General features: G+C 51.8%; 24 protein-coding genes. 21 read left to right on the top strand and 3 right to left on the bottom strand.

Features of this window, described 5'->3' with window-relative positions; genetic code table 11:
- The first annotated feature begins 31 nt into the window (after positions 1-31).
- From N24_RS08690 to N24_RS08635, 12 genes are all read left to right on the top strand, one after another.
- Positions 32-445, top strand: a complete 414-nt coding sequence (locus N24_RS08690; RefSeq protein ID WP_096456121.1) for a prepilin peptidase — start codon at positions 32-34, stop codon at positions 443-445.
- 79 nt (positions 446-524) lie between these two features.
- Entirely contained in the window at positions 525-1,748 is a 1,224-nt protein-coding gene (aroC, locus tag N24_RS08685; protein ID WP_197702387.1) for a chorismate synthase, read from the top strand.
- Positions 1,738-2,310, top strand: a complete 573-nt coding sequence (locus tag N24_RS08680) for a shikimate kinase (RefSeq protein ID WP_096456117.1) — start codon at positions 1,738-1,740, stop codon at positions 2,308-2,310. The genes aroC and N24_RS08680 overlap by 11 nt, the downstream gene beginning before the upstream one ends.
- A gap of 91 nt (positions 2,311-2,401) precedes the next feature.
- Positions 2,402-3,499, top strand: a complete 1,098-nt coding sequence (aroB, locus tag N24_RS08675) for a 3-dehydroquinate synthase (RefSeq protein ID WP_096456115.1) — start codon at positions 2,402-2,404, stop codon at positions 3,497-3,499.
- Between the two features lie 67 nt (positions 3,500-3,566).
- On the top strand, positions 3,567-4,658 hold the full coding sequence (locus N24_RS08670; protein ID WP_096456113.1) for an aminopeptidase P family protein: 1,092 nt from the start codon (positions 3,567-3,569) through the stop codon (positions 4,656-4,658).
- A gap of 83 nt (positions 4,659-4,741) precedes the next feature.
- Positions 4,742-5,305: an elongation factor P gene (gene efp / locus N24_RS08665; protein WP_096456111.1), complete on the top strand. Its 564-nt coding sequence runs from the start codon at positions 4,742-4,744 to the stop codon at positions 5,303-5,305.
- Positions 5,306-5,379: 74 nt separating this feature from the next.
- A complete protein-coding gene (gene nusB / locus N24_RS08660; protein WP_096456109.1) occupies positions 5,380-6,045 on the top strand; it encodes a transcription antitermination factor NusB in 666 nt (221 codons plus the stop codon).
- A 394-nt stretch (positions 6,046-6,439) separates the two neighbouring features.
- Complete coding sequence (locus N24_RS08655; RefSeq protein WP_167382074.1) at positions 6,440-7,105, top strand: hypothetical protein; 666 nt, start codon at positions 6,440-6,442, stop codon at positions 7,103-7,105.
- Entirely contained in the window at positions 7,102-9,183 is a 2,082-nt protein-coding gene (locus tag N24_RS08650; protein ID WP_096456105.1) for a hypothetical protein, read from the top strand. The genes N24_RS08655 and N24_RS08650 overlap by 4 nt, the downstream gene beginning before the upstream one ends.
- Positions 9,184-9,246: 63 nt before the next feature.
- Complete coding sequence (locus N24_RS08645) at positions 9,247-11,196, top strand: hypothetical protein (protein WP_096456103.1); 1,950 nt, start codon at positions 9,247-9,249, stop codon at positions 11,194-11,196.
- An 887-nt stretch (positions 11,197-12,083) separates the two neighbouring features.
- Positions 12,084-13,265 (top strand): Mu transposase domain-containing protein, encoded by a 1,182-nt coding sequence (locus N24_RS08640; protein ID WP_096456101.1) that lies wholly within the window; start codon positions 12,084-12,086, stop codon positions 13,263-13,265.
- A 3-nt stretch (positions 13,266-13,268) separates the two neighbouring features.
- Complete coding sequence (locus tag N24_RS08635; protein WP_096456099.1) at positions 13,269-14,051, top strand: ATP-binding protein; 783 nt, start codon at positions 13,269-13,271, stop codon at positions 14,049-14,051.
- A gap of 113 nt (positions 14,052-14,164) precedes the next feature.
- On the opposite strand, the gene N24_RS08630 is transcribed toward N24_RS08635, so the two are convergent.
- The 3 genes from N24_RS08630 to N24_RS08620 all read right to left on the bottom strand — a co-directional run bounded on the left by N24_RS08630 (position 14,165) and on the right by N24_RS08620 (position 16,686).
- Positions 14,165-14,623 (bottom strand): YbjN domain-containing protein, encoded by a 459-nt coding sequence (locus N24_RS08630; RefSeq protein ID WP_096456097.1) that lies wholly within the window; start codon positions 14,621-14,623, stop codon positions 14,165-14,167.
- A complete protein-coding gene (locus tag N24_RS08625) occupies positions 14,613-15,092 on the bottom strand; it encodes a YbjN domain-containing protein (protein WP_096456094.1) in 480 nt (159 codons plus the stop codon). The genes N24_RS08630 and N24_RS08625 overlap by 11 nt, the downstream gene beginning before the upstream one ends.
- 67 nt (positions 15,093-15,159) lie before the next feature.
- Positions 15,160-16,686, bottom strand: coding sequence for a TIGR01777 family oxidoreductase (locus N24_RS08620; RefSeq protein ID WP_096456092.1), 1,527 nt, complete (start codon positions 16,684-16,686; stop codon positions 15,160-15,162).
- A gap of 309 nt (positions 16,687-16,995) precedes the next feature.
- Here N24_RS08620 and pyrR point away from each other — a divergent pair, with 309 nt between their 5' ends.
- From pyrR to rpoZ, 9 genes are all read left to right on the top strand, one after another.
- Complete coding sequence (gene pyrR / locus N24_RS08615; RefSeq protein ID WP_096456090.1) at positions 16,996-17,574, top strand: bifunctional pyr operon transcriptional regulator/uracil phosphoribosyltransferase PyrR; 579 nt, start codon at positions 16,996-16,998, stop codon at positions 17,572-17,574.
- Positions 17,575-18,513 carry an aspartate carbamoyltransferase catalytic subunit gene (locus N24_RS08610; RefSeq protein WP_096456088.1) on the top strand — a complete coding sequence of 313 codons (939 nt, stop codon included), beginning with the start codon at positions 17,575-17,577 and terminating at the stop codon, positions 18,511-18,513.
- 23 nt (positions 18,514-18,536) lie between these two features.
- Positions 18,537-19,880, top strand: coding sequence for a dihydroorotase (locus N24_RS08605; protein ID WP_096456086.1), 1,344 nt, complete (start codon positions 18,537-18,539; stop codon positions 19,878-19,880).
- A gap of 127 nt (positions 19,881-20,007) precedes the next feature.
- Positions 20,008-21,189: a glutamine-hydrolyzing carbamoyl-phosphate synthase small subunit gene (gene carA, locus N24_RS08600; RefSeq protein ID WP_096456084.1), complete on the top strand. Its 1,182-nt coding sequence runs from the start codon at positions 20,008-20,010 to the stop codon at positions 21,187-21,189.
- Between the two features lie 6 nt (positions 21,190-21,195).
- Positions 21,196-24,537 (top strand): carbamoyl-phosphate synthase large subunit, encoded by a 3,342-nt coding sequence (carB, locus tag N24_RS08595; protein WP_096456082.1) that lies wholly within the window; start codon positions 21,196-21,198, stop codon positions 24,535-24,537.
- Positions 24,538-24,542: 5 nt separating this feature from the next.
- The gene (gene pyrF, locus N24_RS08590; protein WP_096456079.1) at positions 24,543-25,379 is read left to right on the top strand and encodes an orotidine-5'-phosphate decarboxylase; all 837 of its coding nucleotides are present in this window, start codon (positions 24,543-24,545) and stop codon (positions 25,377-25,379) included.
- 205 nt (positions 25,380-25,584) lie between these two features.
- Complete coding sequence (gene mihF / locus N24_RS08585; protein WP_096456077.1) at positions 25,585-25,905, top strand: integration host factor, actinobacterial type; 321 nt, start codon at positions 25,585-25,587, stop codon at positions 25,903-25,905.
- Between the two features lie 7 nt (positions 25,906-25,912).
- Positions 25,913-26,485: a guanylate kinase gene (gene gmk / locus N24_RS08580; protein ID WP_167382073.1), complete on the top strand. Its 573-nt coding sequence runs from the start codon at positions 25,913-25,915 to the stop codon at positions 26,483-26,485.
- 90 nt (positions 26,486-26,575) lie between these two features.
- The gene (rpoZ, locus tag N24_RS08575) at positions 26,576-26,863 is read left to right on the top strand and encodes a DNA-directed RNA polymerase subunit omega (protein ID WP_003855993.1); all 288 of its coding nucleotides are present in this window, start codon (positions 26,576-26,578) and stop codon (positions 26,861-26,863) included.
- Positions 26,864-26,882 lie beyond the last annotated feature (19 nt).

Raw genomic sequence — 26,882 nt, 5'->3', positions numbered from 1 at the left:
CAAATTGCCCTAAACCCAGTCCAACTACAGTATGGGGATTTTTGTAGTTGCAACGTGGTGTGTGGTGCTAAGTGCGATTGATCTTAAAATACGGCGTCTGCCGGATGCGTTAACTCTTCCAGGTGCTGCGTTAATCAATCTGTGGGCATTGTTTGTTAGTCCATCGTGGATCATGGGCGGAGTGATGTGGGCTGGGGTCTATCTACTAACTGCCGTAATGCTTGGTGGGATCGGTGGGGGAGATATCAAATTTGCGCTGGGTTTGGGAACAGCTGTGGCAAGCGTGGGATTTGACGCTCTTTTGGTGGCAATTGTGGGATCATCGCTAATTTCTGTCTTACTGTGTGGAATTTTGGCCACGGTAAAAGGGGTGAAATATGCGAAAATTATTCCCCATGGACCAAGTATGGTTATCGCGAGTGCCTGCAGTTTTGTCGCTTTTTGACGTCGAAAAGCAATTTTAAAACGCCCTTGGGGTGGGGCTGGATACTTCTTCTTAGGGCTTTCATGCGATAATGCTATGCATGCTTCGATGGACTACAGCAGGTGAATCCCACGGCCAGGCCCTAATCGCCACGGTTGAACACATGCCAGCAGGCGTGCCCGTGTCTAAAGATGAGGTCTCGTATCAGTTGGCGCGACGTCGCCTTGGGTATGGTCGCGGTGCCCGCATGAAGTTTGAACAAGACGCACTGACTTTTCTTACCGGTATTCGCCACGGCCTGACGTTGGGCAGCCCGATTTCCATCATGATCGGCAATACTGAGTGGGATAAATGGACCACCATCATGTCCTCTGACGCGCTGGACATGGATGATCCAGACAATGTTGCGGCAATGTCTTCTGGACGTGGTGCAAAGCTCACCCGTCCGCGCCCAGGTCACGCTGATTACGCAGGCATGCTCAAATACGGTTTTGATGATGCCCGCAACGTGCTGGAGCGTTCTTCAGCTCGTGAAACTGCAGCTCGTGTGGCAGCGGCAACCGTCGCGCGTTCCTTCCTGCGTGAAACCTTAGGCGTGGAAGTTCTTTCCCACGTCATCTCAATTGGTGCATCTGAGCCATACACAGGTGCTGAACCAACGTTTGCTGATATCCAGACAATTGATGAGTCTCCCGTGCGTGCCTTTGGCAAAGAAGCTGAAGAATCCATGATCACAGAGATCGAGGCTGCGAAAAAGGCCGGAGATACTCTAGGCGGAATCGTCGAGGTTATCGTCGAAGGCCTACCTATTGGTTTGGGCTCCCATATTTCTGGCGATGACCGCCTGGACGCTCAAATCGCAGGAGCATTGATGGGTATTCAAGCCATCAAGGGTGTTGAAATCGGAGACGGTTTCGAAGAAGCCCGCCGCCGTGGCTCTGAAGCTCACGATGAGATCTTCCTTGATGAAAACGGCGTGCACCGCAGCACCAACCGTGCAGGTGGCCTTGAAGGTGGCATGACCAACGGTGAAACTCTTCGCGTTCGCGCTGCAATGAAACCGATTTCTACCGTGCCACGTGCGCTGAAAACCATCGACATGGCCAACGGTAAAGCAGCAACCGGCATCCACCAACGTTCCGATGTCTGTGCTGTTCCAGCCGCTGGTGTTGTTGCAGAAGCAATGGTCGCACTTGTTCTTGCACGTGCAGTGTTGCAGAAATTCGGTGGAGACTCCCTCGCGGAAACAAAGGCTAACGTTGATAACTACCTCAAAAATCTTGAGGAGCGCATGAAATTCGAAGGGTTAGAGGATGGAGCATAGTGAAGTGAATGATCAGATTCACTTGGAACATCAATCAGATGACAGCTCTGAATGCCCATGTCCCATCGTTGTTCTTGTCGGTTTGCCAGGAGCTGGTAAATCCACCATTGGGCGTCGATTAGCGCGAGCCTTAAATACTGACCTCGTTGACTCTGATGAATTAATCGAGCGCGCAACTGGTAAAGCCTGTGGCGCAGTATTTACCGAGCTCGGCGAGCCTGCTTTCCGCGAGCTGGAAGCCATTCATGTGGCAGAAGCGTTGAAATCATCCGGAGTAGTCAGCCTCGGTGGTGGCGCTGTGTTAACGGAATCCACCCGTGAATTACTCAAACGCCATGATGTGGTGTGGATTGATGTGCCTGTCGAAGAAGGCATCAGGCGAACCGCTAATGAGCGTTCCCGTCCGGTCTTGCAGGCAGCTGATCCTGCCGAACACTACCGAAACCTGGTGAAAGTGCGAACGCCACTATATGAAGAAGTAGCAACCTACCGACTTCGCACGAACAACCGCAGCCCTCAGCAAGTTGTGGCTGCAGTTTTACATCACCTCGAAATTAACTAATTGAACCGGGCATCCCGCAACAGCGCTTTGGGAGGCCCGGTTTCTTGATAAATTGTCCTAGAGTTTTTCATCAAAGAAAGGCGCCGCCTCCATGAGCACTGCACAGATTTTCAACACCGTTCACGTCAATGGATCATCACCATACGACGTTCACATTGGGTCCAATTTGAACGAACTCATAATCGAACGGGCTGCTCAATCAGGTGCTGAACAAGTTGCTATTTTGCATCAGCCCAGTATGGATGAGATCGCTAAAGATTTAGAATCTGGGCTCGTTAACGCAGGGCTTAGCGTGCTGCACCTTAATGTTCCAGACGCAGAAAGCGGGAAAACTTTAGAAGTAGCAGGTGCGTGCTGGGATCAACTAGGCAGTGCTGCATTTGGTCGACGGGACATCATCATTGGTTTAGGTGGCGGTGCGGCCACCGACCTTGCAGGATTCGTTGCCGCTGCATGGATGCGTGGCGTGCGCGTGATTCAGGTGCCAACTACCTTGCTGGCGATGGTTGATGCAGCGGTGGGTGGCAAGACGGGCATTAATACTGCCGCTGGAAAAAACCTCGTGGGCGCTTTCCACGAGCCAGATGCGGTATTCATTGATACTGATCGCTTAGTATCGCTGCCTGATGCCGAGATCATCGCGGGCTCCGCAGAAATCATCAAGACTGGTTTCATTGCCGATCCTGAAATTTTGGCTCTTTATGAATCCGACCCCCAAGCCTGCCTCAAAAAAGAGGTCGAAGGCTCACACCTTCCAGAGCTGATCTGGCGCTCCGTCACGGTCAAGGGCTCCGTTGTGGGCCAAGACCTCAAAGAATCCAGCCTGCGCGAAATCCTCAACTACGGACACACCTTCGCCCACGCCGTTGAACTCCGCGAAAACTTCCGCTGGCGTCACGGCAACGCGGTTGCCGTCGGCATGATGTTTATCGCTAACCTCTCCCACAACCTCGGGCTTATCGACGCGCCCCTCCTAGAGCGCCACCGCTCAATCCTGGCGGGTATAGGTTTGCCCACCTCCTACGAAGGTGGCGCCTTCGATGAACTTTACGAGGGTATGACTCGCGATAAGAAAAATCGCGACGGCAATATTCGCTTCGTCGCGCTGACGTCTGTTGGTGAAGTTACCCGCATTGAGGGGCCCTTAAAAGAGGATCTTCAAAAGGCATATGAAGCAATTAGCCACTAAACAACAGGGAATCTACTAGTTTGGACTAGAAGTTACCCACGTTTAGTGAAATTTTTAAGGAGAGAACATGGCTTTGGCTGATACCCGATTCGCCACACGTCGTCGCGCGCTTGCTGCAAAGTTGGCTGCTCAACGAATTGATTCCATCTTGGTGACAAGCCCCATCCATGTTCGCTATCTCAGCGGATTTACCGGATCAAATGGTGCGTTGATCGTGAATAAGGATCTCTCCGCACAAATTTGCACTGATGGCCGATACACCACCCAGATCGCAGAAGAAGTCCCTGACATTGAGGCAGTGATCGAACGGGCCTCGGCAACGGCGCTGTTAAGCCGCGTTGAAGGGCCGCGTCGAGTAGCAATTGAATCAGCCCAAACAACCTTGGAGCTCCTAGAAAGCTTGAAGGAAGCCACCCCAGAAGATGTCGACCTTATTCCAGTATCAGGCGTTGTGGAATCCATTCGCCTGACCAAAGACAACTTCGAATTAGATCGCTTGCGTGAGGTCGCAGCGCGGGCCTCCCAAGCTTTTGAAGATCTCCTCGCAGCCGGTGAACTTGCTGAAGGCCGCTCAGAGCGGCAAGTAGCAGCAGATCTGGAATACCGCATGCGCATGCTGGGTGCAGAACGCCCAAGCTTTGACACGATCGTGGCATCAGGCCCAAACTCCGCGAAACCCCACCACGGAGCTGGCGATCGCATCATCCAACACGGTGATTTGGTAACCATTGATTTCGGTGCGCACGCACGCGGATTTAACTCCGATATGACCCGCACACTTGTTATGGGGGCAGCAGGGGAGTTTGAATCAGAAATTTACGATATCGTCTTGCGCGCTCAACTTGCCGGAGTGGAAGCTGCCTACGCCGGAGCAAACCTGATTGATATTGATGCTGCATGCCGCAAAATCATTGAAGACGCGGGATACGGCGAGTACTTTGTGCACTCCACCGGACATGGCATCGGGCTGGAAGTACACGAAGCGCCAAGTGCGTCTAAGACCTCACAAGGCGTACTGGAAACAGGCTCCACGCTGACCATTGAGCCAGGAATTTATGTACCTGGAAAAGGCGGAGTCCGCATCGAAGACACGCTCATTATCACCTCCGGAGCACCGGAAATCATCACCAAGGTGAGTAAGGACCTCATCGTGGTGTAATCTAGGTGAGCTAATCGGTCTGCGCTTTTTAAAGCACCTTGCGCAGACCCCCAACCACGTAATCCACGAGGGAGATCACATCCGTGGCAACTACCGCTGATTTCAAGAACGGTCTAGTTCTCAAGAACGAAGGCAAGCTGCAGCAGATCATCGAGTTCCAGCACGTCAAGCCAGGCAAGGGCCCAGCTTTCGTGCGCACCAAGCTCAAGGACGTCGTGACCGGCAAGACTGTTGACAAGACTTGGAACGCAGGCGTCAAGGTTGAAACCGCAACTGTCGACCGCCGCGACGTTACCTACTTGTACAACGATGGCACCTCTTACATCGTCATGGATGACAAGACCTACGAGCAGTATGAACTGCCACTAGACGCATTCGGTGACGCTGGCCGTTTCTTGCTTGAGAACATGCGCGTTCAGGTCTCCTTCCACGAAGGTGAAGCCCTCTTCGGCGAGCTTCCAGTTTCTGTCGACCTTCGCGTCGAGCACACCGATCCAGGTCTGCAGGGCGACCGCTCCACCGGTGGCACCAAGCCAGCCACCCTTGAGACCGGCACCGAGATCCAGGTCCCACTGTTCATCGAGACCGGAAACATCCTCAAGGTAGACACCCGCGACGGTTCCTACCTGTCCCGCGTCAACAACTAAGATTCTTAAAAGCTTTTAAGAATCAGCCAGAATATTTACACACCCTGATTGAATAGGAACAAAGAGAACCGAACGTGAGCGAGCGTCGACAAGATTACAAGCGACACGGATCCCGCTACAAGGCGCGCATGCGTGCCGTAGATATCCTTTTTGAAGCGGAATCCCGCGATGTTGATCCAGTGGCCATCATTGAAGACCGCCACAAGTTGGCGCGCGATGTCAACCCCATTGTTGCACCGGTATCCGAATACACCGAAGCCATCATCAATGGTGTTGCAGTCGAGCTCGACACCCTCGATGTGTTCCTTTCAGAGCACATCGCGGACACCTGGACTCTTGAACGCCTCCCATCCGTGGACCGCGCAATTTTGCGTGTTGCATCCTGGGAACTCATTTGCAACACTGATGTTCCTGTCACCACCGCAATCGTTGAAGCTGTAGAAATTGCCTCCCAATACTCCGGAGACAAATCCAGCGCCTACATCAACGCCACCCTAGACGCGATGGCATCCAAGGTGGAATCACTCCGCGAGCGCGCTGCCAACCCAGAAGCAGTTCTGGCAGAAGCTTCTGAGTCTTTGGACGATGCTCCGGTTGCACCATGGGATGACTCGGATAACTTGGATGCCTCGGATGAGGATTTTGAGGCTGAAGAAACTGTAGACTCTTTGGATTTGGATGACATCGTAGAGCTTTCTGAGACAAACGCTGAAGCCTTTTCTGAGGAAGTTAAAGAGTAATCAGATGGAAGCTTAGTCTTTTGGCAAATACACTGCGCCCGCCACCTTTAAAAACAAACGGTGGCGGGCGCAGTGTATTTGGATAGGAGGGGTGTTGGTGCCTTGTAGTGGAAACGCTGAAAGTGTATGAGAGTACTTGTAGTATTACCGTATGGAGCGACAGCAAACTTCAAGTAGAGCGGTGGAACAAGGGCACCTGCGCAGTTCACACCTAAACGGGCGACTGAAAAATCTGAATTTGGCGGAGTCAGATGGATTGAGTATTGACGCCATCTACAGCATTGAGGGATATTGGGGGCCATCGCGCTCCCAGTTTCTCCGTGCTTCGCAATCGCATTTGGTATTCGCTTGGATTGTTTCCAATCAATTTTGTAGGCAGCAGTAGTGGTAAGCCATGAGAATTTCATCAAGTCGCACTCAGCACGCCATCCGTTTACTCTCACTATTGAGCAACTGTGGAGAGGCCACCGGAGGCAATGACCCGAAAAACTCAGTCTCAGTGATTCGAGCGGAGAAGAAGTTGCAAGCATTGGACTTCTGGATGAGAAATCCTGATTACCTAGCTGATGAAATAGTGACCGCAGTTGAGCAGAAAGAGTTGGACAGCTCGTTTTTGCAGACAGCTGAATCACTCCTAAACGACCAAGAGCCAAATCTACGCCACTTCCCAATGCATAAGTGGTTTTTCGGCGCATACGAAGCCGTGGATGATGCGTTTGCGCTACTCCAGACGTACGGATTTGCGCAGATTACTCGACGAGGAACTCCAGGGAGACGATTGCAGAATCAGTTCTTTCTCACGCAATTTGGAGCTGAAAAGGCTAAGCTCCTTGACGATATTAAGCCACTAGATTGGTATCCAAAACAAGCAAAACTTGTTTCATTAGTCGCTAGAGAGGACAGTGGCTCAAGATTAAAAGAACGCCAGTACCAGCAGGAATCTTATGCGCGGACCGTATGGGGTAATGACATCGGCAGCATTACTGAACAAGTACGGAAGCGATTGGAAGATTTCACCAATTCTTCATTAGACACCGGCGTAGGCATGGAGGCATCATGAGCATTTTTAGTCAAGCCATAATTGACAGAATGAGCCAATCACGCCGTGGCTCTGATCGCAATGTGTTGGCATCTGAAATCGACAGTTGGACGGTGGATCGGATACTCCGCGAAAACCAGGTTACAACAGCAGTCAGAGTGCCTACGCCATCGCAACTTCAAGCAACACGTCTTTCATTTTATGGTTCAAAGACCCTAACTGGTGTGGACTCATCGGGAGTCAAGCAGGTTCCTGATTATGTAGAGGAAGTCCCTTATCAGTTTGAATGGGCTTTAAAGTCTGGACTTAATGGAGTCGGAAGCGACCGCAATTTGAGGGGGAAATCAACCGTTTTAAGGATTCTGATGTGGTGTTTGCGAGGTCGCTGTGATCTTCAGCCGGATGTCCTGAGTTGGATTGATCATGTTGAGTTCGACTTCTTGATTGACTCAGACACTTATCGAATTGAGTTCGACGTCTGTCATACGAATAAAAATCAACCTGTCGGACAGCTTATACGCCGAAAAGGTATCGTTGAGAATCATCTGGGTTCCTTCGAATCTAACGAGCAGTTCGAAGAACTTATGGGAGCAACAATGCTACATGCATTGGGTCTCCCCAAAATTGCTTCACAAACAGAAGGCCTCAGAGTAGAACACGTTTGGCCGACATATGCCGGAGCGTTGGTTATTAGGGGTGACGGGCTTGAATATTTGCTCGGAGATGTACCTTTTGCTGGTCTCCCTAGTCGCCTATTATCCATCTTTGTTGGTACGGAATGGGCTTCTGTTCGGGCTGAAGCTTCAACTGCGAAGAACATTGCAAAGCACCGACTTGCCGAGCTCGAGAGAGCAGCGAAAGAACACAGTCGCGCTTTGAGTGATGCCTACACCACTGCCTTGACTAATATGGAGAAGGCACGCCAAGAATTTGAAGCATTCGAGATATCGGAAGAGAGTTTCGAAGACCTTAACGAGGCGCGATCGGAGATCGCGCGGTTGGATGCTGAAGCCATGCGCTTAACTCAAGTGCAATTTGACGCAAAGTCTGCATTTCGATTAGCAGAAGCTAACCTTAAGGAAGAAGAAACCCGCCGCCATCAACAATTGGAAGATGCTGTTGCCCGAAGATTCTTTCAAAATCTTCGCCCAACAGTTTGCCCTCGGTGTTCAATTCCTGTGCCCGATGATCGTTTAGAGGCAGAGGCCCACGGAGATTCGTGCTCAATCTGCTCCTCAAGTCTGGAACTCGATGACCTATCGAACGCAGAAGCAAATAAAATTGATGGACATGATTTGTCAACGCTGAACGATGACGAAATTGGCAATGATAATACCGATTATGAGGTCGAGGAATTGGCAGCTCTGCGAGAGGTTTTGCAGACTAATAAACAACGACTAGAGGGATCAACGGAAGAACTTAAAAAAGTGACCGTCCAGCGCGAAAGATACTCCACCATAATAGAGGCCAATCTTAGGTATGTCAGAAAACTCGATGAACGTAATCAAGCACTATTGACACTTGCCAGGGCAGAAGGTGCAGTCGAGGCCCTCAAACCGAAAGAAGGACAAGCCGGTCCTGACACTGCAGAAATTGACCGGCTTAAGGATCATTTAGTTGTGCTTAGTACAGCAGAAGAAGTCGTTACCAAATGGGTTCGGGAGGAACAGAATGTACGTTTTCAAAAACTGAATTCATCAATAGTAGCTCTTGCGCGAGATTTTGGAATTCCGAGTCTTACTCAAATTCAACTTAGTGGGAATGCGGGGATGACAGTCGAGAAAGGTGGCGCCAAGGGAACCTACAGTAAGCTTGAGAGAGGAGAAAAACTCAGACTCAAACTTGCGACGGCAATCGCACTAATCAAATTAGCCCGTGCAGAGGGAATTGGGTTGCATCCAGGGTTTCTTATAGTAGATTCTCCTGGAGCAGAGGAGGTCAATGATGATGATTTTGACACGATGCTCCAAGCACTTCGAGATGAGGCCGAGTCTGCGGACATTCAAGTTTTTATAGGAACTTGTCACACTGAGCAACTTATAGCTCTTCTCGGCGAAGAACGTTGTCGTATTGGTGAAGGAGAGAATTTTGTCTGGTAGCTCAAACAAGTACACGAACACTGTCCAATGAGGCCGTTAGATCTACTTCTCGAACGAGAATCAATGGCGGAAATTAAACTTGAAGATTTCGGTGAAATAGGTGAGCTTCCTACTCTCATCCCGGGACTCAAGGACCATTATTTGCTTCCCGTTTTGGTCCAGACAATTAGTGAGTTCTATTCAGCGAAAGCAATTTCGCTGCCTTCTGAGATTGCGAAGTCTTTAGTTAAGGTTATTTGTGAAGGCAAAAGACCAGCAATCTTTAGAGATATCGCTGACTCCATTCTCCAGTCCGCTTCGTTGCTCGAAGACCTTGGATCTGACTTCGCAATGAAGGTTCTGGATCTTGCGAAGCCACCTTTGTCTTCTGCCTCTCCAATTGAGTCACTACTTGCTGCTGATGCACTTGAAGTGGCAACTGAACTGCGTATTCGCCAATACTGTGAAAGGTGGGATTTATACGCGCTTTTGAGCTCGTATGATGCTACTACTGGCCCCCTCAGTGACCAGAATTATCCGAGGGCAGTGCTGCGATCAATTCTCTCATGTGTCGAGTATTGGCCCGAGGCTGATGATTTTGTCAAAGTGCTTAAGCAGATTACAGGGATGGAAGTAGCCTCACCTGAAGGACATAACTGGTTTTCACCCCTGAACGATTCTGATTCAGGTATTGTGCTTTCGAAAATTGAGATGTTACGAGCATTTCGTTCTCAAGATCGTGAACAGGTCTTGACTCACCTTAAGAATGCTTCTCGGTATCTACGTCCTGCACGCTCAGAGAATCGTCAGAGAGCTGATATAAATGCATGGGACGGTGTTCTTACGCTGTTAACACAGCTGATTACCTCAGGTCGTGTTGAAGACCTAGACATTATCGATTCGATTCGGGAAGATGCTCGCGAACTCATTCATCTGGATCCTCGGCGTTACCACTGGTTAGGTAATCGTGTGGCGGCAGTTAACCAAGCTTGGACACAATTTTCAACTCAACTCAATTTTGCGCAGAATCAGTTTTTAGAACCGTCTTGGTATCGCGCAGCTGAAACTATCCATTCTATTGTTAATTTTTACCGTGTGTCGAGCTCCACAACAATGTTTTGTCGAGCTGAAGATGGAAAGTCGTTACATAAAATTATTGCGCCGATCCTTGAAGGAGGGTTTGCAGACAGCACTGCCCTACTAAAGCACCTTCAAGATCATGTAGCCGAACTTAAGTTCAAAATAGAAACAAGTGGCTTAAACCAGGATGACAGTAATGAGCTTCAGGCTGCCGAACAGCTTCTCGCCAATGTACTTGCGAGGTTCACACTAGACCAGGACGAATACCCAAAGCTAAAGATCGTAAATCAGAACGCCATGGGTGAGGAGACGCCGGTCAAATCGGATCGGATCCTGGCAGCAGTAAATCGTAGAATGGCTGTCGAGAATTTCTCACTAGGAAGCCTTGTCGCAGATGATGCTTATGAGAAAATCCGCGCGGGTTTCTCTTGCTCTCCGGATTATGTGGACAGGGTAGCTGAAGCAACTGACCTCGTGGCGGGACTATTAGTGCGTTTTGTATGGGACCGAAACCAACTGGGAGAGAGCGATGTACCATATCTTTACGACCAGACGGCGATCGAAGAGGACCTCGCAACAGATCTCCACAATTTTCTCAGAGCGAGCGGTTCATTAGGATCTATCACTACCGAAATCAGGAGGGTTGGCGGTGGGCGGGTCGACATCCAATTCGGGTTTCCAGGGTTCAATCTTTACGTTGAGCTGAAAGTAGATTCAACAAAAATTCCTCTTAAAGATAAGCAAGCATATCTTCGACAAGCCGCTTCCTATACTGTCGTAGATCAACGCATTTCATTTCTTGTCGTGTTACGTCTTGTCTCAGAGAAAAAAATGGTTCCCCCTCACTTCAGCAATGCCATTGAAGTTATTTCCATCAGCGACTCGGATGGAAAATCGCGTCACGTTGGAGTGTTCGAGCTAGCTGGAGCTCGAACTAAACCGTCCTCGATGTAGTGGAATCTTGAAGTTGGCAGCAGCGTTGACTCTCTAAGAATGCGAATCCTGCGGCAGCTTCATCACCAGAGAATAAGTTGGCATCCCCTATTGACCGAATCACCCAGCGTTAGTATGCATTTTGATTCTGAGTGAAATAAGCATGGCATGCAAAAGACTGGTGCTGCCCCAATCAGGCGTGGACTACTTAGTCTAGCAAATCAGATTTCAAACTGGGGGTGTCGTGATGAAAATTCGCACGCTTTTGGCAAATGCCTTTTTGTCCTGTAACTCACTAATCAAAAGTAGAAAGACTTTTAATTACAACTTTCATCTTAAGCTGACGCGGGTTGGTTTTTTGGTACCGGTTTTCCCACATCGGGTACCGGGCAATCTCCATATCGGGTACCGGGGGTAAAGCAGTGGCACTGTAACAAACGACGACGTGTGCACAAACGCACACACCGCGCATATTATAGAAAGGACCACCGATGGCCACCGACTACTAAGCCATCATGCTCGCCCTAGTCCGCGGGGACTCCTGGGTCACCCTCACAGACAATCTTGGCTGTTCACGCCGAACTATTGATAAAGCATCGAAGGTAATACGCACTCAAAGCCTCGATACCCCTGCGATAGCAGCGCTATCCACCCACGACATTGCGACTCTGTTTCCAGATAATCGACTTCGCCGCGATGAGGACTACCTGCAACCAAATTTCACTGCGATAGCACAAACGGTGCCCCTTAACGAGTCACTTTGAAAGTGGAACATGAAGGCTGACAGCCGTTAGCCTGTTACACCAGGTCAGCAGCATTACTCCTATAAGCAGTTCTGCAAACTCTATGACCACTATGTCGACGTTAATGATCTCACCGCCCAGCTCACGCACTTTCCGGGTGATCATATGTTTGTCGACTGGTCCGGCGATAGCATGACCGTTGTTGATCGTTTGACAGGGATACGCAGCGTGGCAAATATTTTCGTTGCGTCCTTACTACACTCAGACATGATCTTTGCTGTAGCAACCCCTGATATGAAAATGCGAGCCTGGTTATCAAGCCACCAAGACGCATTGACTATTTTGGGGGGACGGCCAATGAAGATAACCCCTGATAACGCCTCAACAGCTGCGAATCAGCTGTTTAAAGGCGGATCTCTTCGGGATGTCAATGCGGAGTACTTTCGGTTCAGCCAACATTTCGGAGTCGGGATAACCTCTGCTCGTCCACTCAAATCACGCGATAAAGCTCACGTGGAAAAAGCCGTCGATATTGTTCAAACATGGGTCATTGAATACCTTGATGACCGTGAGTTTTACAGCTTCGAAGAACTCAACACAGATATTTCTACCCAGGTGGATTGGATCAATGATCGTCAAGGTTTCCGGAGTAAAAACATCAGCAGACGACAACTCTTCCTCGCCGAAGAATATCCCATGCTGAACTCATCACCTGTTGCACGCTGGTCATGGTCGACATGGCGTCGGGCGAAAGCCGGAATGAACTATCACATCCGATTCAATAAGCATTTCTACTCCGTGCAGTGGCACTATGCAGGCAGATTTGTTGATGTCCAAATCTTTGATGATCATCTCACGGTGTTTTCCGACAATCAGATCAATGCCACCCATGCTCTTAAGCCAGCAAATATGGGGTACTCCACTGCTGATGAGCATGTCCCAGAAAAGCATAAGGACCTTGCAACTAAGTGGAATCGGGAACGTATTGAAGGTTGGGCGGCAAGTATAGGGGCTGCAACCCAGGAACTCATCAGCCAGATGTTTCATGCCCGCACAGTTGAAGCCCAAGCCTATAGTAGTGCGCTCGCGGTGTTGTCCTTAGCGAAGAAGCATTCGCGTGCTCAGCTTGATGCGGCATGTCGTAATCTTCTTGATCGACACGAGGTACCTAGCGTTCGTAAAGTCGCGGAAGAATTCCATGATCTTGCACGCGAACAAACGACGTTGTTTGCCGATACTCAACCGCCCTTGTCAACAGATCCATCCCCGCGTTCGAAGAAGTCACCCGGCCCGCGTTCATTCCATGTGCGTGGCAAACAGGCATTTGTCTTTCGGGAGAAGAAGTAAAAAATGGCGTTGACTGATCATGACTTCGAAAAACTCGGCTCGTTACGTGGCATGCAGGTGTTCGCGAAAGTTATCTATGACATTGTTCAAGATTCCAGTCGGGATCATGATTGTTTTGAAGACAAGATCAAAGAAGTCTTGGATGCTCAGATCCAAGCGCGGGATACGGTCATTATTGAAAAACCTATCCGTGAGGCAGGACTGCGTGATAGTACGGCTGGTTTGGAAAGATTTGAACTCTCCTCCGATCGTGGCATTACACAAGACCGCTTAGATCGGCTGTCAACATGTGAGTGGATTGATTATGGCCAAGACTTAGTCATTGTCGGGGCGACGGGTACGGGGAAAAGCGTTCTTGCCCAGGCTGTAGCGATTGCTGCGTGTCGAAAGAAGATGTCGGCGCGTTATGTGCGGCTTCATCAGCTTGCTGATGATTTCGACGCGGTGGCAGGGTCCCCGCAGGCACGCAAAGATCTTTTGGAAGAGCTTTCTCGGCCGGCGATTGTTGTCATCGATGATTTCATGGCGACGGATGTGTCGACGAATGCGTTGACGCAGGTGTTTAATTTGCTTGTTGCCCGGGAAAACTCCTCGACGGTGATCGTTAGTCAGCATGAGCCGGATTATTGGTACGACGTGTTTCATGATGCTGCGATTGCGGATGCGGTGTTGTCGAGGTTGGTGCATAACGGCACCAAACTCACGATTGCGGGTGCAGATTTGAGAACTCGGGATGATTTACAAGAAGAAAGGCGGATGCTTATCAAAGCCTCGCGTGGTCGTTAACGGGTGCGTCGTTAGGCGGGGGTAATGCGGCCGGGCCGGGGACTGTGCAGTTCCCGGTACCGGATGCGGGGATACCGGTACCCAACAAAACCGCGGATCATTAAGCGGAGAATTTAGCCGATTTCCTTGCCTGCATTGGCTACGGCGTCCTGAATAGCGAGGACGTGATCGATGGCATTTTTCAGCATTGCGGAAAGCTGAATGTCGTTGAGTCCAGCGGCGATGGGGACATCCTTCTCGGCGCGGATCACTATCTTTTCGGTGCGATCAACCACAACGGCTTTTGCAGCAAAGTTGAAACAGTTGACTTGGTTGCAGGCGAGATGCCATGCGGGGTTACCGTCGGAGACCGGCATTTCGGTGGCGCGGTCTGCGCGAACAATCAGGACTGAACCGATGACAGCGAACATGACGTGGTGTCCGTTGAGGTTGGCGCTGGCTACTTGGGATTCGGTGCCTTGTTCATCGGCGATTGCCAGGTCGATGCCGAATTCCTTCATGATGAGGGTGACGCGGTCGATGGTCACTGGAATCGGCTTTGGGGTGCTGATTGAAGTGGACTCAGTGGTCATGGTGTTCGTCCTTCCAGGTGACTAGATCTGGGAATTGCTGCTCAAGCCATTCGAAGCATTGAACGGCGGTTTCGATGGAGCTCATGACGTAGGAGCCGACCTGGTTGTGGCTCATACCTGCGGAAACAACGACGTGGCGCAGCGCGTTGATGGCGAGGGTGCCTTCGTTGAGTTCGAAGAATCGAATGGTGGGGGCAAACTGGGTGAGGTTCCATTCGTTGGTGGCCGCTAATACTTGGGCGGCAGCATCAGTAGAGGGGGCTCCTCGCCACATTGCTTCCATGGTTAGGCTGCCGTCGAGGTGAATGAAGCTGATGGCGGCGTTGATAAATCCGGTGCGGATTACTTTTTCACCATCGTGTTCATCAATGCGGTAATCCAGCTTTTCATTTGCAAGGATTTCGGCAACGGCATCGAGAGTAAATTCTTTGATGTCGTTGGGGTTTTCTGTTGTGGGTGTTTCAGGCACTGGAGTGTTTCAGTCCTTCCAAAACTTATTTAAAAGAAACTTTTCCACCACACTACAGATGGTCGATTTAGTCGTTGCGTTTACGGCGGAAATTGATGATGGATGAAAGAATACTTTGCTCTACTTCTTCAGGATCTTCCAGGTTGGTGGCCTCTGACTCTAAGGCGGGAGCTTTCTTAGCTAATTTCTTGGCGGCTTTAAGCTCTGCGCGTGCTTGTTTGCGTTCGGCTTCAATTTCTTGTTGTTGGGCGAAATCGGCGAGTTGTTCATAGCCAAGTTCATGTGCGATGGCGGATCCGATGTCTGTGTAGCGGAAGGTGTGGCCAAGGCTTTCTAGTGCTGCTGGGGCAGTGCGTTGTGAGGCCAGGGCTAGTTCTTCGGCACCTTGGCTTCCAAGCAGGATTTTGGGGCCAAGGGAAGGGATTTGGATAAATGCAGGGCGGTGCATACTGGTGGCGAGCACCTTGGTCATTTCCGCGTTGGTGACTGGATTGGGGGCAACCGCGTTTATTGGTCCAGAGATTTGGGCATCCACGATGGCGCGGTAGTAAATATCGGTGAGATCATCGATGGCGATCCAACTGAACCAGGAAGAACCATCGCCGAATTTTCCGCCCAAACCAGTGGAGAACAGGGTTTTCAGCAGTGGTAGCATTCCTCCGCGTCCACTGAGCGCAACACCGGTCCGGATGTGTGCCACTCGCTTTCCTGCATCTGAGGCAGGCGTGGTGGCATTTTCCCAGTCTCGGCACACTTCGGCAAGAAAATCATCACCGGAGGCGGATTCCTCGTGAAGTATTTCATCGCCGCGGTCGTGTCCATAAAACCCCACAGCTGATGCGGAAATCATGGCGGTGCACTGTGTCGATTCAGCGACTAATTCTGCGAGGAATTTGGTGGGAAGCACACGGGATTCGCGGATTGCTTCTTTGTGTGCGTCGTTGAAGCGCCCAAAAATTGGTTCACCGGCAAGATGGACTACTACATCGATGCCATCTAAAAGGTCTGATGCTGGGTTGAGTGGGTCCCAGTAGCGTTGTCCTGGTTTGGGTTCTTTGCGCACGAGTTGGATAACCTCGTGGCCGCCGGTTTGAAGTTGCGCGGTGAGCGCGCGGCCGACAAGCCCCCTGGAGCCGGTGATGGCTACGGTGAGGGGGGAGCCGTCGAAAAGCGTGCTTGTTCGGTCCAAGAATTTCAGGTCCTCGATCAGCTGTGTTTGACGGTAGGCGAACATGCCAGTGAGGGTGGAGGCAGGCAGGCGGGTGCTGACGGAATCGGTGATGAGAGTGCCGCCGTCTTGGTCGACGAAATTGTGTACGTGGCGCCAGTTCGCGAGGGCCTTTACAGGGGCGGTCAGACAGACGTCGGTGAAGCGTGAACCATTCAAAAATCCCGATAAATCATGGCGCGCCACCCATTTAAGTCCAGCCGGAAGACTAAAGATAGTGGTGCCATCTGCAAGGCGTTCTGCCTGCTGAATGGGGTTTAATGGGATAAATGGGGGAGTCAGACGTGCGATTGCTCCCTTGCGGGTATGCCAATCCCAGACCATTTCTCGGGGAAAAGGAATAAAATGGCTTGTGGTCAGACTCACAGGGGCTTCTCCAAGTCAGTGGATTGATGAGGTCCCAGTGGGTACACACCGGGTGTCCTACAACGAGCAATTATCACAGATTCGACTGGCATGATGTACCATCTGCATTAAGCATTTTGGTGTTGCACTGTTTTGTTTACAGTGCGTCACCGTGAAGCGTTACCTAAGATCATAGTCAGCATCTTGGGGTGAATGTGACACGGTACGCTATAGTGTCAGACAACAACCAGGAAACTGGTCGTTGCAGAGTTTTTGCAAAATTGGACATCCTTTAACGGACCGCACAGAGAGGCGGGGAAGGAGGTCACGATGAGTGAACGTAATAGTGCTGTACTAGAACTCCTCAATGAGGATGACGTCAGCCGTACCATCGCACGCATCGCGCACCAGATTATTGAAAAGACCGCGCTTGATTCTAAAGACGCGGACCGAGTCATGCTGTTAGGTATTCCTTCAGGTGGAGTCCCACTGGCTCGTCGGCTCGCAGTGAAGATTGAGGAATTTTCCGGCGTTTCGGTAGACACCGGCGCTGTTGATATCACCTTGTATCGCGATGATCTTCGCAACAAACCACACCGCGCATTACAGCCCACCTCAATTCCTGCAGGTGGAATCGATAACACCACCGTAATTTTGGTGGATGATGTGTTATTTTCCGGGCGAACCATCCGCGCTGCACTAGATGCACTCCGCGATGTCGGGCGCCCCAACTACATTCAGTTGGCCGTTTTGGTTGACCGTGGTCACCGCCAACTTCCTATCCGCGCTGACTATGTGGGTAAGAATCTCCCCACCGCACGTTCCGAAGATGTTTCCGTTTTGCTGTCGGAAATTGACGGACGTGATGCAGTTACGCTTACTCGAGAAGACTCTGAAGGGGATTCCTAGATGAAGCACCTCCTGTCCATCAGCGATTTATCCAAAGATGAGATTGTTGGATTGCTGGATGAAGCAGATCGCTTTAAGGAGGTGCTCGAAGGACGTGAAGTAAAGAAGCTGCCCACCTTGCGTGGTCGCACCATTTTTACGCTGTTCTATGAGAACTCCACACGCACTCGCTCGTCTTTTGAAACCGCAGGAAAGTGGATGAGCGCTGATGTGATTAATATTTCAGCTTCATCATCCAGTGTGAAGAAGGGCGAGTCGCTCAAAGATACAGGCTTGACCTTGTCGGCAATCGGTGCGGATGCGATCATCATGCGCCACCCTTCATCCGGGGCAGCTCAGCAGCTTGCGCAGTTCGTGGCACCAGGTGGTAACGGCCCCAGCGTGGTCAACGCAGGTGACGGTTCCCACCAGCACCCCACGCAAGCGCTTCTCGACGCCCTAACCATCCGTCAGCGAACCGGACGCATTGAGGGACTCAAGGTTGTTATCGTGGGCGACTGTTTGCATTCCCGCGTGGTGCGCTCCAACGTGGACTTGCTGTCCACGTTGGGTGCAGAAGTTGTGTTGGTAGCTCCACCAACTTTGCTGCCCATGGGGATTGAGAACTGGCCAGTCCGCTTCTCCTACGATATGGATGCAGAAATCGCTGATGCTGATGTGGTGATGATGCTGCGCGTACAGCAAGAACGCATGCAAGGTGGTTTCTTCCCGTCACATCGTGAATACGCAACGCTTTATGGCATGTCCAAAGAGCGTGAAGCCCGCCTGAAGGATTCAGCAATCATCATGCACCCCGGCCCAATGCTTCGCGGCATGGAAATTAACTTCCAGGTGGCAGATGCACCACGAACAGCGGTGCTGCAGCAGGTAAGCAACGGTGTGCACATGCGCATGGCAATCTTATTCGCTCTAGTTGCCGGCTCTGACGCGACTATTTAATAGACAAAGAGGGATTGAGAGAAGTGGTTGACAGTAACACCCAATATCCAGAAACCGGCGCATTAGCACCGGCTCCACAGGACACACTCCTGATCACCAACGTTCGCGTCTACGGTGAAGGCGAACCCACAAATGTGTTCGTTAAAGATGGTGTGATTGCAGCAATTGGTGGAGACCATGACGCTGACCGCAGCATTGATGGCAACGGGGGAGTACTACTTCCTGGCTTTGTTGATATGCACGTTCATCTTCGTGAGCCAGGCCGTGAAGATACTGAAACAATTGCTACTGGTTCAGCTGCCGCAGCCAAGGGTGGATTCACCGCAGTATTTACCATGGCCAACACCACGCCAGTGATGGACCAGCCGGTCATCGCAGAATCCGTGTGGTTTAAGAGCCAAAACATTGGTTTGTGCGATGTGCATCCAGTTGGTTCGATCACCAAAGGCCTTGAAGGCAAAGAACTAACCGAGTTCGGCATGATGGCTCGCTCTGAAGCTAAAGTTCGCATGTTCTCCGATGATGGCAAATGCGTTGATGATCCACAGGTTATGCGCCGTGCCTTGGAATACGCCAAGGGCATGGACGTGCTTATCGCCCAGCATGCGGAAGATCACCGCTTGACCCAAGGTGCTGCCGCCCACGAAGGTGAAAACGCAGCTCGACTTGGTCTGCGGGGTTGGCCACGAGTAGCAGAAGAATCCATCGTGGTTCGCGATGCCATTATGGCGCGCGACTATGGCAACCGCGTGCACATCTGCCACGCATCCACCGAAGGCACCGTGGAGCTGCTGCGTTGGGCAAAGTCCCAGGGCATCCCAATTACTGCGGAAGTCACCCCGCACCACTTGACTTTGACGGATGAGCGCCTAGAAACCTACGACGCGGTCAACAAAGTCAATCCGCCACTGCGCGAAAGCCGAGACACCGAAGCACTTAAAAAGGCGCTTCTCGACGGCACCATCGATGTTGTTGCAACTGACCACGCACCTCACGGTTCAGAGGATAAGTGCTGTGAGTTTGAAAATGCGAAGCCAGGCATGCTTGGTTTGGAAACATCCCTTTCCATCATCGTGGACACCTTTGTTGCCACAGGCCTTGCAGACTGGCGCTTTGTTGCTCGCGTGATGAGTGAGCGTCCAGCAGAAATCACTAGGCTCCCAGGCCAGGGTCGTCCAATCGCAGAAGGCGAACCAGCTAACCTCACCATCGTTGATCCAGGCAAAGCTTGGACTGCATCGGGTGCTGATTTTGCTTCAAAGGCTGAAAACACCCCATTTGAGGGTCAAGAATTCAGCGCAAAGGTTACGCACACCGTGCTTCGTGGCAAGGTGACTTGTGCAGACGGAGTTGCTCAAAACGCTTAAGAGGGTGCGTGTAAGTTACGCACACACCACATTGCATATAATGCAGTGAATTGAATAAACTACATTCAGGTTTTTAACCAGCCAATTTCTTTAAAAGGCAGACACACGAAAGGCGACAACAGTCACCGTGAGTAAAGACACCACCACCAGCCAGGGAGTCACTGAGATCGGATCCGTTCCGGCATACCTGGTTCTTGCAGACGGACGCACCTTCACCGGATTTGGCTTTGGAGCTATCGGCACCACCCTTGGTGAAGCAGTATTCACCACCGCCATGACCGGTTACCAAGAAACCATGACCGACCCTTCCTACCACCGCCAGATCGTGGTAGCTACTGCTCCACAGATCGGTAACACCGGTTGGAACGACGAAGACAACGAATCCCGCGATGGCAAGATCTGGGTTGCAGGCCTTGTTATCCGCGACTTGGCTGCACGTGTGTCCAACTGGCGTGCAACCACCTCCCTGCAGCAGGAAATGGCAGATCAGGGCATCGTCGGAATCGGCGGCATTGATACCCGTGCACTAGTGCGCCACCTACGCAACGAAGGTTCCATTGCAGCCGGTATCTTCTCAGGTGCAGATGCACAGCGCCCTGTGGAAGACCTCGTTGAGATCGTCAAAAACCAGCCAGCAATGGCAGGTGCAAACCTCTCTGTTGAGGTGTCCTCCGATGAAACCTATGTCATCGAGGCTGAAGGCGAAACCCGCCACACTGTTGTGGCATATGACCTAGGTATCAAGCAAAACACCCCTCGTCGCTTTTCTGCACGCGGTGTCCGTACCGTCATCGTGCCAGCAGAAACCCCATTTGAAGACATTAAGCAGTACAACCCATCAGGTGTGTTTATCTCCAATGGCCCTGGCGACCCTGCTGCAGCAGACGTCATGGTTGATATCGTCCGTGAAGTTCTAGCAGCTGACATCCCATTCTTTGGCATCTGCTTTGGTAACCAAATCCTCGGCCGCGCATTCGGCATGGAAACTTACAAGCTGAAGTTCGGCCACCGCGGCATCAATGTGCCAGTGAAAAACCACCTCACCGGCAAGATTGACATCACCGCTCAAAACCACGGCTTCGCACTGAAAGGTGAAGCGGGACAAGAATTCGACACTGATTTCGGTACAGCAGTTGTCACCCACACCTGCCTTAACGACGGCGTTGTGGAAGGCGTAGCCCTGAAATCAGGCCGCGCATACTCAGTTCAGTACCACCCAGAGGCCGCTGCCGGCCCCAATGATGCAAGCCCCCTGTTTGACCAGTTTGTTGAGCTGATGGATGCAGACGCTCAGAAGAAAGGCGCATAAATAACCATGCCAAAGCGTTCAGATATTAACCACGTCCTCGTCATCGGCTCTGGTCCTATTGTTATTGGTCAGGCATGTGAATTTGACTACTCAGGCACCCAAGCCTGCCGTGTGCTGAAGGAAGAGGGACTGCGCGTTACCCTCATTAACTCCAACCCAGCAACGATTATGACCGACCCAGAAATGGCTGACCACACCTACGTGGAGCCGATTGAGCCGGAATACATTGACAAGATCTTTGCCAAGGAAATCGAGCAGGGACACCCCATTGATGCAGTGCTGGCAACCCTTGGTGGACAGACTGCACTAAACGCAGCTATCCAGCTAGATCGCCTGGGCATCTTAGAAAAGTACGGCGTTGAACTTATCGGTGCAGACATCGATGCCATTGAGCGCGGTGAAGATCGCCAGAAGTTCAAGGACATCGTTGCCACCATCGGCGGCGAATCCGCACGCTCCCGCGTTTGCCACAACATGGAAGAAGTCCACGAGACCGTTGCAGAGCTTGGCCTTCCAGTAGTTGTTCGCCCATCCTTTACCATGGGTGGCCTGGGCTCCGGTCTTGCTTACAACACCGAAGACCTTGAGCGCATCGCAGGTGGCGGACTTGCTGCATCCCCTGAAGCGAACGTGTTGATCGAAGAATCCATCTTGGGATGGAAAGAATTCGAGCTTGAGCTCATGCGTGATACCGCAGACAACGTTGTGGTTGTCTGCTCCATTGAAAACGTTGATGCTCTGGGCGTGCACACCGGTGACTCTGTCACCGTGGCACCAGCGTTGACTCTGACTGACCGTGAGTTCCAGAAGATGCGCGATCAAGGTATCGCCATCATCCGGGAAGTTGGCGTGGATACTGGTGGATGTAACATCCAGTTCGCTGTTAACCCAGTAGATGGCCGCATCATCACCATAGAGATGAACCCACGTGTGTCCCGTTCTTCTGCACTGGCTTCTAAAGCAACTGGTTTCCCAATTGCCAAGATGGCTGCAAAGCTGGCCATTGGTTACACCCTGGATGAGATCACCAATGACATCACCGGTGAAACCCCAGCAGCGTTCGAACCAACCATCGACTACGTTGTTGTCAAGGCTCCACGCTTTGCTTTTGAGAAGTTTGTGGGCGCCGATGACACCTTGACCACCACCATGAAGTCTGTTGGTGAGGTCATGTCCTTGGGCCGTAACTACATTGCTGCACTAAACAAGGCACTGCGTTCCTTGGAAACCAAGCAGCAGGGCTTCTGGACCAAGCCAGATGAGTTCTTCGCAGGAGATCGTGCTACCGATAAGGCTGCTGTCTTGGAAGACTTAAAGCGCCCAACCGAAGGCCGCCTCTACGACGTCGAGCTGGCCATGCGTCTTGGTGCAAGCGTCGAAGAGCTTTATGAAGCATCCTCCATCGACCCTTGGTTCTTGGCAGAACTTGAAGCTTTGGTTCAGTTCCGCCAGAAGCTTGTCGACGCCCCATTCTTAAACGAAGACCTTTTGCGTGAAGCAAAGTTCATGGGTCTTTCCGACCTGCAGATCGCAGCTCTTCGCCCAGAATTTGCTGGTGAAGACGGCGTGCGCACCCTGCGTCTGTCCCTAGGAATTCGCCCAGTTTTCAAGACCGTTGATACTTGTGCTGCAGAGTTTGAAGCCAAGACTCCGTACCACTACTCCGCATACGAGCTTGATCCAGCAGCTGAGTCCGAGGTTGCACCACAAACTGAGCGCGAAAAGGTCTTGATCTTGGGCTCTGGCCCAAACCGCATTGGTCAGGGCATCGAGTTCGATTACTCCTGTGTTCACGCAGCACTTGAGCTCTCCCGCGTTGGCTATGAAACCGTCATGGTTAACTGCAACCCAGAAACTGTATCCACCGACTACGACACCGCTGATCGTCTGTACTTTGAGCCACTGACCTTCGAAGATGTCATGGAGGTCTACCACGCTGAGGCGCAGTCCGGCACCGTTGCAGGCGTTATCGTCCAGCTTGGCGGCCAGACTCCTCTGGGCTTGGCAGATCGCTTGAAGAAGGCCGGCGTCCCAGTCATTGGTACTTCACCAGAAGCAATTGATATGGCAGAGGACCGCGGTGAGTTCGGTGCATTGCTTAACCGTGAGCAGCTTCCTGCACCTGCATTTGGTACCGCCACCTCATTTGAAGAGGCCCGCGCAGTAGCCAATGAGATCAGCTACCCAGTCCTGGTTCGTCCTTCCTACGTCCTAGGTGGACGTGGCATGGAAATTGTCTACGATGAAACCTCCCTTGAGGATTACATCAACCGCGCAACGGAATTGTCTTCTGAGCACCCAGTGTTGGTTGACCGCTTCTTGGACAATGCAATCGAGATCGATGTCGATGCACTCTGCGATGGCGAAGAGGTCTACTTGGCTGGTGTGATGGAGCACATCGAGGAAGCTGGTATCCACTCCGGTGACTCCGCGTGTGCACTTCCTCCAATGACCCTTGGTGCACAGGACATCGAGAAGGTCCGCGAAGCAACCAAGAAGCTGGCTCTGGGTATCGGCGTACAGGGCCTGATGAACGTTCAGTATGCACTCAAGGACGATATTCTCTACGTCATCGAGGCAAACCCACGTGCGTCTCGTACCGTGCCTTTCGTGTCAAAGGCAACCGGTGTAAACCTGGCTAAGGCAGCATCTCGCATTGCCGTGGGTGCGACCATTAAGGATCTGCAGGCTGAAGGCATGATTCCTACTGACTACGATGGCGGCTCCTTGCCACTGGATGCCCCAATCGCTGTCAAGGAAGCAGTGTTGCCATTCAACCGCTTCCGTCGCCCAGATGGAAAGACCCTGGACACCTTGTTGTCCCCAGAGATGAAATCCACTGGTGAGGTCATGGGCTTGGCCGACAACTTTGGTGCAGCGTATGCAAAGGCAGAAGCCGGAGCGTTTGGTGCACTTCCTACCGAAGGCACTGTCTTTGTCACCGTGGCTAACCGCGACAAGCGCACCCTGATCCTGCCAATCCAGCGTCTGGCGTTAATGGGCTACAAGATCCTGGCCACTGAAGGCACTGCGGGTATGCTTCGCCGCAACGGTATTGAGTGCGAAGTTGTGCTCAAGGCTTCCGATATCCGCGAAGGCGTGGAGGGCAAGTCCATTGTGGACCGCATCCGCGAAGGCGAAGTTGACCTTATCCTCAACACTCCAGCGGGTTCTGCTGGTGCTCGCCACGATGGCTACGATATCCGCGCAGCAGCAGTGACAGTGGGCGTTCCACTGATCACCACTGTTCAGGGTGTCACCGCAGCTGTCCAGGGCATTGAGGCTCTGCGTGAGGGCGTTGTTAGCGTCCGCGCGCTGCAGGAACTCGACCACGCAGTCAAGGCTTAAACGCCATGACATTCGGCGAAAAGCTTCTTGAAGCTGCTTCCACCCGGGGCAGGTTGTGCGTGGGAATTGACCCCCACGAAAGCCTGCTTAAGGCATGGGGGCTGCCAGTCAACGTAGACGGACTTGCGGAGTTTTCCCGCGCCTGCGTGGAGGCTTTCGCCGACACCGTGGCCTTGGTAAAGCCTCAAGTAGCGTTCTATGAGCGTTTCGGTTCAGCTGGTTTTGCCATTTTGGAAGAAACCATTCAGACACTGCGTGAGCGTGGCTGTTTGGTGGTTTCTGACGCTAAACGAGGCGATATCGGCTCCACCATGGCTGGCTATGCCTCGGCATGGCTAGATCCTGCGTCGCCGCTGTCGAGTGATGCCGTGACAGTATCTCCATACCTTGGTTTCCATTCTTTGGACCCTGTATTCGAACTTGCCGAGCAACACGGCAGGGGAGTGTTTGTCTTGGCTGCGACCTCAAATCCTGAGGCGCGCGAACTCCAAGACCAGCAAAACGCCGATGGTGTGAGCATTTCACAGCAGATCGTGGATCAGGCAGCGGCGCTGAACGCGCCTTATATGGCACGTGGGCAGGCTGGCAACATTGGCGTCGTCATCGGCGCCACATTGGCCAACCCACCTCGCTTGTCGACGCTTGGGGGCGCCATTTTAATGCCCGGCGTCGGCGCCCAGGGCGGGACGGCGAAAGATGTAAATGAGATTGCTGGAGACATGGCTCATCTTGCGTTTCCAAATGTCTCAAGAAGCATTTTGGCGACCGGACCAGATATCGATTCGATGAAAAATTCCGTAGCTAAAACAGCGACCGATTTTCCTGGTTTCCCCAGGTCATAGTCGTGGAAGTGGCCCCTAATTGTAACCCTGTGACCTGCAGGTTTAGCTTTTAGGGGCCGTGCCACCTTTGTGTTTGCGGAAGTAGTGCTAGACTAATCGAAAATCGCAGGCTGACATGCTTGGTATTTATCAGGTGTACCCTCGATTTCTGGATACTTTGGTATCTGTTTTGTCAATAAAAACCATACGATAACGGAGGAACCCCGTGGCCCTTCCACAGTTGACTGATGAGCAGCGCAAGGCAGCTCTTGCTAAAGCAGCAGAGGCTCGCAAGGCACGCGCAGAGCTCAAAGAGAACCTGAAGCGCGGCAACACTAACCTCAAGGATGTCTTGGACAAGGCCGAGACCGACGAGATCATCGGCAAGACCAAGGTCTCCGCTCTCCTCGAGGCTCTCCCAAAGGTTGGCAAAGTCAAGGCAAAGGAAATTATGGACGAGCTGGGAATTGCTCAGACCCGTCGCCTTCGTGGATTGGGTGACCGCCAGCGTCGCGCACTTCTCGAGCGTTTCGGCTTCGAGGACTAATTCTTCAGTGTCGGGCGATAACCAACTAGGACGGCTCGTAATTCTTGCGGGCCCTTCAGCGGTCGGTAAATCGACTGTGGTTGATCGCCTCCGCAATGACGTTCCAAACCTGTATTTCAGTGTGTCGATGACCACCAGGGCCCCTCGTCCAGGTGAAGTCGATGGCCGTGACTACTTCTACGTCACCGCCCAGGAATTTCAGGAGAAAATTGACCGTGGAGAAATGCTCGAATGGGCAGATATCCACGGCGGTTTACAGCGTTCAGGTACCCCTGCAGGTCCCGTCAATGAAGCCCGCCAAAATGGTCGGCCAGTGTTGGTAGAGGTTGATCTCGCAGGAGCCCGAAACATCGCACGCTTAATTCCAGAAGCAGAAACCATTTTCCTAGCTCCACCTTCTTGGGAAGTTTTGGTTGAACGCCTCACTGGACGGGGTACCGAAAGCGAAGACGTTATTGCTCGTAGGCTCGAAACCGCACGCGAAGAATTGGCTGCTCAAAGCGAATTTAAGCACGTCATTATCAACGATGATGTAGCAAAGGCCGTTAAGGCAATTGAGGATGTTCTCCTCGGCGCTTAGCCAAAACCTAGGGCGGTAGGGTATGCTTTCTCGATTGAGCAACCTTTCCCGCTCTTAACACTACTGTCCATATACTTTGAAAAGGTGTCAGTGACCAACGTGAGCAACGAGACCAACGCCACCAAGGCCGTCTTCGATCCGCCAGTGGGCATTACCGCTCCTCCGATCGATGAACTGCTGGATAAGGTCACTTCCAAGTACGCCCTCGTGATCTTCGCTGCCAAGCGTGCGCGTCAGATCAACAGCTTCTACCATCAGGCAGATGAGGGAGTATTCGAGTTCATCGGACCATTGGTAACTCCACAGCCAGGTGAAAAGCCTCTTTCCATCGCGCTGCGTGAGATCAATGCAGGTCTGTTGGACCACGAGGAAGGTTAAATCTTTTCTTCAACAGAAA

The sequence above is a fragment of the Corynebacterium suranareeae genome (genome assembly GCF_002355155.1).
Lineage (GTDB): Bacteria > Actinomycetota > Actinomycetes > Mycobacteriales > Mycobacteriaceae > Corynebacterium > Corynebacterium suranareeae.
The sequence above is the reverse complement of the archived record's forward strand: the minus strand, read 5'-3'. Positions and strand labels throughout refer to the sequence as shown.